The organism is Cesiribacter andamanensis AMV16 (assembly GCF_000348925.1).
GTDB classification, from domain to species: Bacteria; Bacteroidota; Bacteroidia; order Cytophagales; family Cyclobacteriaceae; genus Cesiribacter; species Cesiribacter andamanensis.
The window spans coordinates 1-5,954 of record NZ_AODQ01000190.1; the positions used below are offsets into that span (position 1 = coordinate 1).

The following is a 5,954-nucleotide window of genomic DNA, read 5'->3' on the forward strand; positions in this document are numbered from 1 at the left end:
CGTCTTCACCTTTTGGCGCGGCACAGCCATATTTCTTCAGCGGTAAGTACATGGCTAAAGAGCAGGTAAATCTTGCTGTTGATCAGCGAGCTTTCTTCCAGGCAGCTCATAAAGCGGCGGTTGGCCCAGCTGGTATAGCCTAGCAGGCGCAGGTAGTGCTCTTTCATGCTTGAAGGGGATAATAGTCTGTAGCAGGGCGGTTCCGGAGGCTTGGGCGCAGCGCCCGATTCACCCATTTCCTGTTCAGGCAGCCTGTGGCGATGCCAGCTTGCGGTAATCGGGCCGCTCGGCATCGTACTGGTGGCGATAGCTGCTCACAATCGCTCCCTTACTGATCAGAAAAGCGGCCGGAATCTGCAGGCTGTCGCTCTTGAGGTGGGCGGCATCCTGGCGGTCCAGCAGGTTGGCTAAAAGAGCCTTGATGCGCATTTTCCAGCTAAGGACATTGCCGGGCTTATCCCGCTCCAGGCCAAAGGCATGGTACATAATGCCGCTGGGGTCACTGATGCGGTGCACATCGCTCAGCTCAAAGCGCTGCAGGGCATCGGCAGCCAGTTCTTCTTCGTTCAGATGCACCAGCACCAGCTGGGCGCCACGGTTTTCAATGGCTGAGCGCTGGTGGTGCAGGTCCTCCAGGGCTTCGCGGCAAAGGGGGCTGTCAAACTGCTTCAGAAAGACCACCAGGGCCGGCTGCTCATTGGAGAGCTGCAGCAGGCTTTTGCCTCTGTGGGTCCTGAAGCGGCTAAGGGTTCTGGAGAGGGGCTCATCATAGCCGGCTCCCAGAGGCTGGGGCATGAGCCGTACCCGGGCTATCTGGTAGAGCACATACACCAGCGTAGCGCTCCACAGCAGGGACAGCAGGCTCCAGAAGGGGCCCGCCAGGCTTGCCCAAAACTGGCCGCCCGCAAAGGCAGGCAGTACTGCTGCCACCAGCAGATTGGCCAGAAGGCCCATGAGCAGCACAATGGTATTGTCCAGCACATTGGTGGCCACTACCATATAGCCAAGGCCCAGGGCCAGCAGCAGGATACCCCACAGGCTAATGGCCTGGGGAGTCAGGTAGCCGATGCCGCCAAAAAACAGGCTGTGGCTGGTATGGGGTAACAGAATAAAGAAGAGTGCCAGCAGGCTATTTATACTTCCGCCAGTCCATAAGAGTGGCCGGATCCAGTGAGGTGCTTTTTTCATGTGTGTACTTGAAATCCTAATTGCTTCTGCCGGCTCCCCCTTTGGCAGGGAAGAGCGCACGTTCGGGAAAAATCACGCACAACAGGCTGTGCGTGCAGGATAGGACCAACGATGTATGCCGGCCAGGGCAAAACCAAAAAATGTTGGGCTGTTTTGTATTTTCTCTAAAGGTATACGTCTGCTGCGTTGCCTACCCCTCCTTTTACTTTCTAAAGTGCAACAGGCGCCAGAAGCCTCTGATCGAGCGCGTATGTTGTACAGGATACAGAAAGAAATTTTCTTTATAAAGCTAGCGTCAAATCAAAATCTTTCAAAATATTTAGATTCAGAATCGCAAAAAAAATACGCCCTGCCGCTGCGCAGGAGCGTCGGGGTTCATAGGGCAGATAGGTGCTTTGCGGATTGCAGTGCAAGGCCCCGCAAAGGGGCGAACAGGGCTAAAAAAGCAAAAGCCCGCTAATCCATTAGCGGGCTTTTGTCTTCTACTCAGGGTTGGTAGCGGATAGCTTTATGCGTTGGGTATGTCTATCACTTCATCTTTGCCGTTGTAAAACCGGTATTCGGTTACGCCCAGGGAAGAGTCCTGCTCCAGGTTTACCCAGCGGTTGTATTTCATAAACCACTTCATGCGCCGGGAAATAATTCCGTTGGTGAAGTAAGAATAGAGATAGGGGTGCAGGGCAATCTTTACAGTTCGCTCATTCTGGCGGGTCATCAGGTAATCCAGATGCTTTTCCACATCATCAGATACCAGGATGGAGGCCGAGATTTTGCCGGTTCCATTACAGGTCGGACATTTTTCGCCGGTAGCTATGTTGAGCTCCGGGCGTACCCGCTGGCGGGTAATTTGCATCAGGCCAAATTTGGTGAGGGGCAGTACGGTAAATTTGGAGCGTTCATCCTTCATTTCCTCCTTTACTGCCTCATAGACCTTGCGCTTGTTGTCGGGCTTGCGCATATCGATAAAATCGACTACGATAATGCCACCCATGTCTCGCAGGCGCAGCTGGCGGGCCACTTCTTTGGCAGCCTGCATGTTTACCTGCAGGGCCGTGCTTTCCTGGTCTTCTGCTGAGTTGGACTTGTTGCCGCTGTTAACGTCGATTACGTGCAGGGCTTCGGTATGCTCAATTACCAGATAACCGCCGCCTTGCAGGCTTACGGTCTGACCAAAAAGGCTCTTCAGCTGTTTTTCGATGCCGTATTGCTCAAAGGGCTTTACTTTACCGCTGTGCAGCTTCACAATCTTTTGCTTGTCCGGCGCTATGGTACGAATATAGTCCCGGATGTCGGAAAACATCTCTTCATCATCTGTAATGATGGCATCAAACTTTTCGTTGAGCACATCGCGCAGAATGGAAGAGGCCCGGTTCATCTCGCCAATGATTTTTTCGCGGGGCTTGGCGGTTTTCAGCTTCTTAATGCCGTTGTCCCATTTGTTGACCAGCTCGGAAAGGTCCCGGTCCAGCTCAGCCACATCTTTGCCTTCGGCCACGGTACGGATGATAACGCCAAAGCCTTCCGGTTTAATGGAGGTAATGAGGCGCATCAGGCGGTTCCGTTCTTCAGCATTGCTGATCTTTTTGGAAACGTTGATGCTGTCGGAAAAGGGCACCAGGATCAGGTAACGTCCTGCAATGGAAAGTTCGCAGGAGAGGCGGGGACCCTTGGTGGAGATAGGCTCTTTTACTACCTGTACCAGAATCTGCTGATTCTTGCTCAGTACCTGGGTAATTTTGCCATGCTTGTCAATTTCGGGCTCCAGCTGAAAGTTAGCCAGTCTGCCGGGTTGCTGCCCGGTCACAGGGAGTTTGCCTTGCTGAACCAGCTTGGAAAACTTGTTGAGCGATCGCATTCTCGGCCCCAGGTCGAGGTAATGCAGAAAGCCGTCTTTTTCATACCCAATGTCAATGAACGCTGCGTTGAGCCCCTGCGATACTTTGCGGACCGTTCCCAGGTAGATATCGCCTACGGTGAACCGGTTTTCGTCGTGCTCCAGGTGAAACTCAACTAGGCCTTTATCTTTTAAAAGAGCTATACGGCTACCGTCCTGAGTAGAATTGATTAACAGTTCGTAACTCAAGGTTATCGTATATTAAATGTTAAACAAAAAAGTACACCTCTCGCATACCCATGCAAGAGGTGAGAAGAGAGTAGCTCGTGTAGAACGCCCTTTCAAGAAGTGCCTTACTTCTTCTTATGACGATTCTTTCTAAGTCTTTTTTTACGCTTGTGGGTAGCAATCTTATGTCTCTTTCTCTTTTTACCGCAAGGCATAACCGTTCAGTTTTAGTGTATACTATTAATTTAATTCTTTATTACAGGCGCTCCAGGTAGCCATCCACTACCGCCCGTACCTCAGCATTGCTTTCCAGCTCTTTTACGGCTAGCAAATGCTCCCGGGCTTTGTCTTTTTTACCCAGCTCCAGATAGCTCATGGCCAGGTAAAAATGACCCTCTTTGTGCTGTGGCTGCAGCTTTACAAGCTGCTCAAAGCGCTCAACGGCTTTATCGTGCTGGTTGCTCTGAAAAGAGAGTATACCCATATGATAAAGCGCCTCTACATTGTTTGGCTCCCGCTCCAGTACCTGCCGCAGCAACACAATGCCCTGCATGGGGTTATCGGTTACCACATAGGTAAGGGCCAGCCGTACCTGCGCATCGGAGCGCGTGGGTTGTGCTTCCAGTACCTCTTTGAGGTGAGAAGCTGCCCGCTCGGCAAACTGCCGCTGCTGCGCTACATCGGGCGCCAGCTGGTACGACTCAAACCACATACTGCCTGCCCTATAGCGGCGATTAGTGGTGGGTTTGGCCTTTAATGCCTGCTCAGACCAATAGGCGGCACTATCGTACCAGGCCCATTTGGCCCAGTTGGCAGCCAATGAGTCGGCAAATATAGCAAACTTTTCTTTATCTGCTGTATTTGAGGCGCTTTCTTTCAGATTTTGAAGATGAAGACGGGCGGCTTCGGTCAATTCCTGGCGAAATTGATGCTCACCATGCTTGTGGCCATCGTCGGCACTGTGGTCATGGCCATCGTCGTCACTGTGCTCCTCTACGGCTGCCGGGGCGGCTGTGGCAGGGGGTGGACTGCTGGTAGCCAGCGTATCACTTCCACTTTTTACTACTGTTTGGGGTAGCCAGAAGAGGATGAGGATCATCACCACAGCTACTGCAACACCAGCCCATTGTTTTCCCGTCATGCGTTAAGGGTTGTTCGTCTCCGAAAAATTAACCGTCAACTTCTTCGGTTAGTTTCACTTCGTCGTTGAACTCCTTTACTTTATCGCTTTTTTTACCTTGTCGATAAATACCTTTGAAGGCTTAAAGCTGGGAACAAAGTGCTCATCAATAACCATGGCGGTGTTTTGAGAGATGTTGCGAGCAATCTTGCGGGCTCTCTTTTTGTTGACAAAGCTGCCAAACCCACGCACATAAATGTTCTGGCCGCTGGCCATCGATTCTTTTACCACATCAAAGAAGGCTTCTACCGTGGTTTGTACGTCGGCTTTGTCGATACCGGTCTGCTCAGCAATTTCTGCGATAATTTCAGCTTTCGTCACAGTTTTAATGTTTTAGGTTAAGGATGATATGTCTTCCTCAGGAGAAAAACGTTCACAAATCTATAAGTACCTGCTCAATATAAAAACATAGGTTTGGAAAAAATATTACCTCATCTTCCGGATCCCTTTATTGTGCAAAACCCGCTTAACCCTATAGAAAACAGCCACTTGCTCACCGCTAAACTGCTGGATTGGTACCAGCGCAACCAGCGCGATTTGCCCTGGCGGCAGACCCGCGATCCCTACCGGATCTGGCTCTCGGAGGTAATTCTGCAACAGACCCGCGTGCAGCAGGGACTGCCTTACTATCAGCGATTTGTGGAAAAATTCCCCACCGTTGAGGCCCTGGCTGCAGCCACCCAGCAGGAGGTGCTGCGCCTCTGGCAGGGCTTGGGCTATTACAGCCGGGCGCGCAACCTGCATGCCTGTGCACAGCAGGTGGTGGCCCAGTGGGGGGGTGCATTCCCGCAAACGTACCATCTACTACTTTCCTTACCTGGCATAGGCCGTTACACGGCTGCAGCTATTGCTTCTTTTGCCTTTAAAGAGGCTGTACCTGTGGTAGATGGCAATGTGTACCGGGTGCTGGCCCGCCTTTATGCCGATCCCACAGATATTGCCAAACCGCAGGCATTTGCCCACTTTTTTGCGCTGGCGCAGCAGCTCATCGACCCCCGGCAGCCCGATGTCTTCAACCAGGCCCTGATGGAATTTGGCGCCCTGCACTGCACCCCCCAGAAGCCGCTCTGCCTCTACTGCCCCCTAAAGGAGCATTGCCAGGCCTATGCGCTAGGGGCAGCAGGCCCAGCTACCGGTAAAGAGTAAAAAAGCGCCGGTACGGGACCGCCACCTCCATTATATAGTAGTAGAAGATGAGCAGGGCCGGCTGCTGATGGGCCGCGCCCGGCAGGTGATATCTGGCAGGGCTTGTTTGACTTTTATTTGCGGGAAGAGGAAAAAATTAAACAAATTCATGCGTTTTCAGATCCTATGGTACAGCAACTGCAGGAGCTGGAGGCACCCCTGCTGGAATCGCCGGAGTACCGCCACCTGCTGAGCCATCAGCGGCTGCATGTCCGATTTTTTCATTTTAAGGTGGACAAAGTCGGCAAAAAACAAGCTAGCATTGCCCCCCCGCATGGGCTGGTATAGCCCCCCGCAGGTACAGGAACTGCCAAAACCCGTGCTGATTCAAAACTATTT

General features: G+C 52.1%; 7 protein-coding genes. 2 read left to right on the plus strand and 5 right to left on the minus strand.

Features of this window, described 5'->3' with window-relative positions:
- Positions 1 to 5: 5 nt before the first annotated feature.
- From ADICEAN_RS22820 to ADICEAN_RS19980, 5 genes are all read right to left on the minus strand, one after another.
- Positions 6 to 167 carry a hypothetical protein gene (locus ADICEAN_RS22820; RefSeq protein WP_009197478.1) on the minus strand — a complete coding sequence of 54 codons (162 nt, stop codon included), beginning with the start codon at positions 165 to 167 and terminating at the stop codon, positions 6 to 8.
- 76 nt (positions 168 to 243) lie between these two features.
- Positions 244 to 1,188, minus strand: a complete 945-nt coding sequence (locus ADICEAN_RS19965) for a thioredoxin domain-containing protein (RefSeq protein WP_009197479.1) — start codon at positions 1,186 to 1,188, stop codon at positions 244 to 246.
- 508 nt (positions 1,189 to 1,696) lie between these two features.
- Positions 1,697 to 3,271 (minus strand): Rne/Rng family ribonuclease, encoded by a 1,575-nt coding sequence (locus tag ADICEAN_RS19970; RefSeq protein ID WP_009197480.1) that lies wholly within the window; start codon positions 3,269 to 3,271, stop codon positions 1,697 to 1,699.
- Between the two features lie 235 nt (positions 3,272 to 3,506).
- Complete coding sequence (locus tag ADICEAN_RS19975) at positions 3,507 to 4,391, minus strand: tetratricopeptide repeat protein (RefSeq protein WP_009197481.1); 885 nt, start codon at positions 4,389 to 4,391, stop codon at positions 3,507 to 3,509.
- A gap of 75 nt (positions 4,392 to 4,466) precedes the next feature.
- Positions 4,467 to 4,751 carry an HU family DNA-binding protein gene (locus tag ADICEAN_RS19980; RefSeq protein WP_009197482.1) on the minus strand — a complete coding sequence of 95 codons (285 nt, stop codon included), beginning with the start codon at positions 4,749 to 4,751 and terminating at the stop codon, positions 4,467 to 4,469.
- 168 nt (positions 4,752 to 4,919) lie between these two features.
- On the opposite strand from ADICEAN_RS19980, the gene mutY reads away from it, so the two are divergent.
- Both mutY and ADICEAN_RS22825 read left to right on the plus strand, forming a co-directional pair.
- Positions 4,920 to 5,576: an A/G-specific adenine glycosylase gene (mutY, locus tag ADICEAN_RS22090; protein WP_161622743.1), complete on the plus strand. Its 657-nt coding sequence runs from the start codon at positions 4,920 to 4,922 to the stop codon at positions 5,574 to 5,576.
- Between the two features lie 165 nt (positions 5,577 to 5,741).
- On the plus strand, positions 5,742 to 5,903 hold the full coding sequence (locus tag ADICEAN_RS22825) for an NUDIX hydrolase (RefSeq protein WP_009197484.1): 162 nt from the start codon (positions 5,742 to 5,744) through the stop codon (positions 5,901 to 5,903).
- Positions 5,904 to 5,954: the final 51 nt, after the last annotated feature.

Excerpts from the sequence above, each read along its gene's own strand:
- ADICEAN_RS22820 (WP_009197478.1), bottom strand. The coding sequence starts at position 167 with ATGAAAGAGCACTACCTGCGCCTGCTAGGCTATACCAGCTGGGCCAAC.
- ADICEAN_RS19965 (WP_009197479.1), bottom strand. The coding sequence starts at position 1,188 with ATGAAAAAAGCACCTCACTGGATCCGGCCACTCTTATGGACTGGCGGA.
- ADICEAN_RS19975 (WP_009197481.1), bottom strand. The coding sequence starts at position 4,391 with ATGACGGGAAAACAATGGGCTGGTGTTGCAGTAGCTGTGGTGATGATC.
- ADICEAN_RS22825 (WP_009197484.1), top strand. The coding sequence starts at position 5,742 with ATGGTACAGCAACTGCAGGAGCTGGAGGCACCCCTGCTGGAATCGCCG.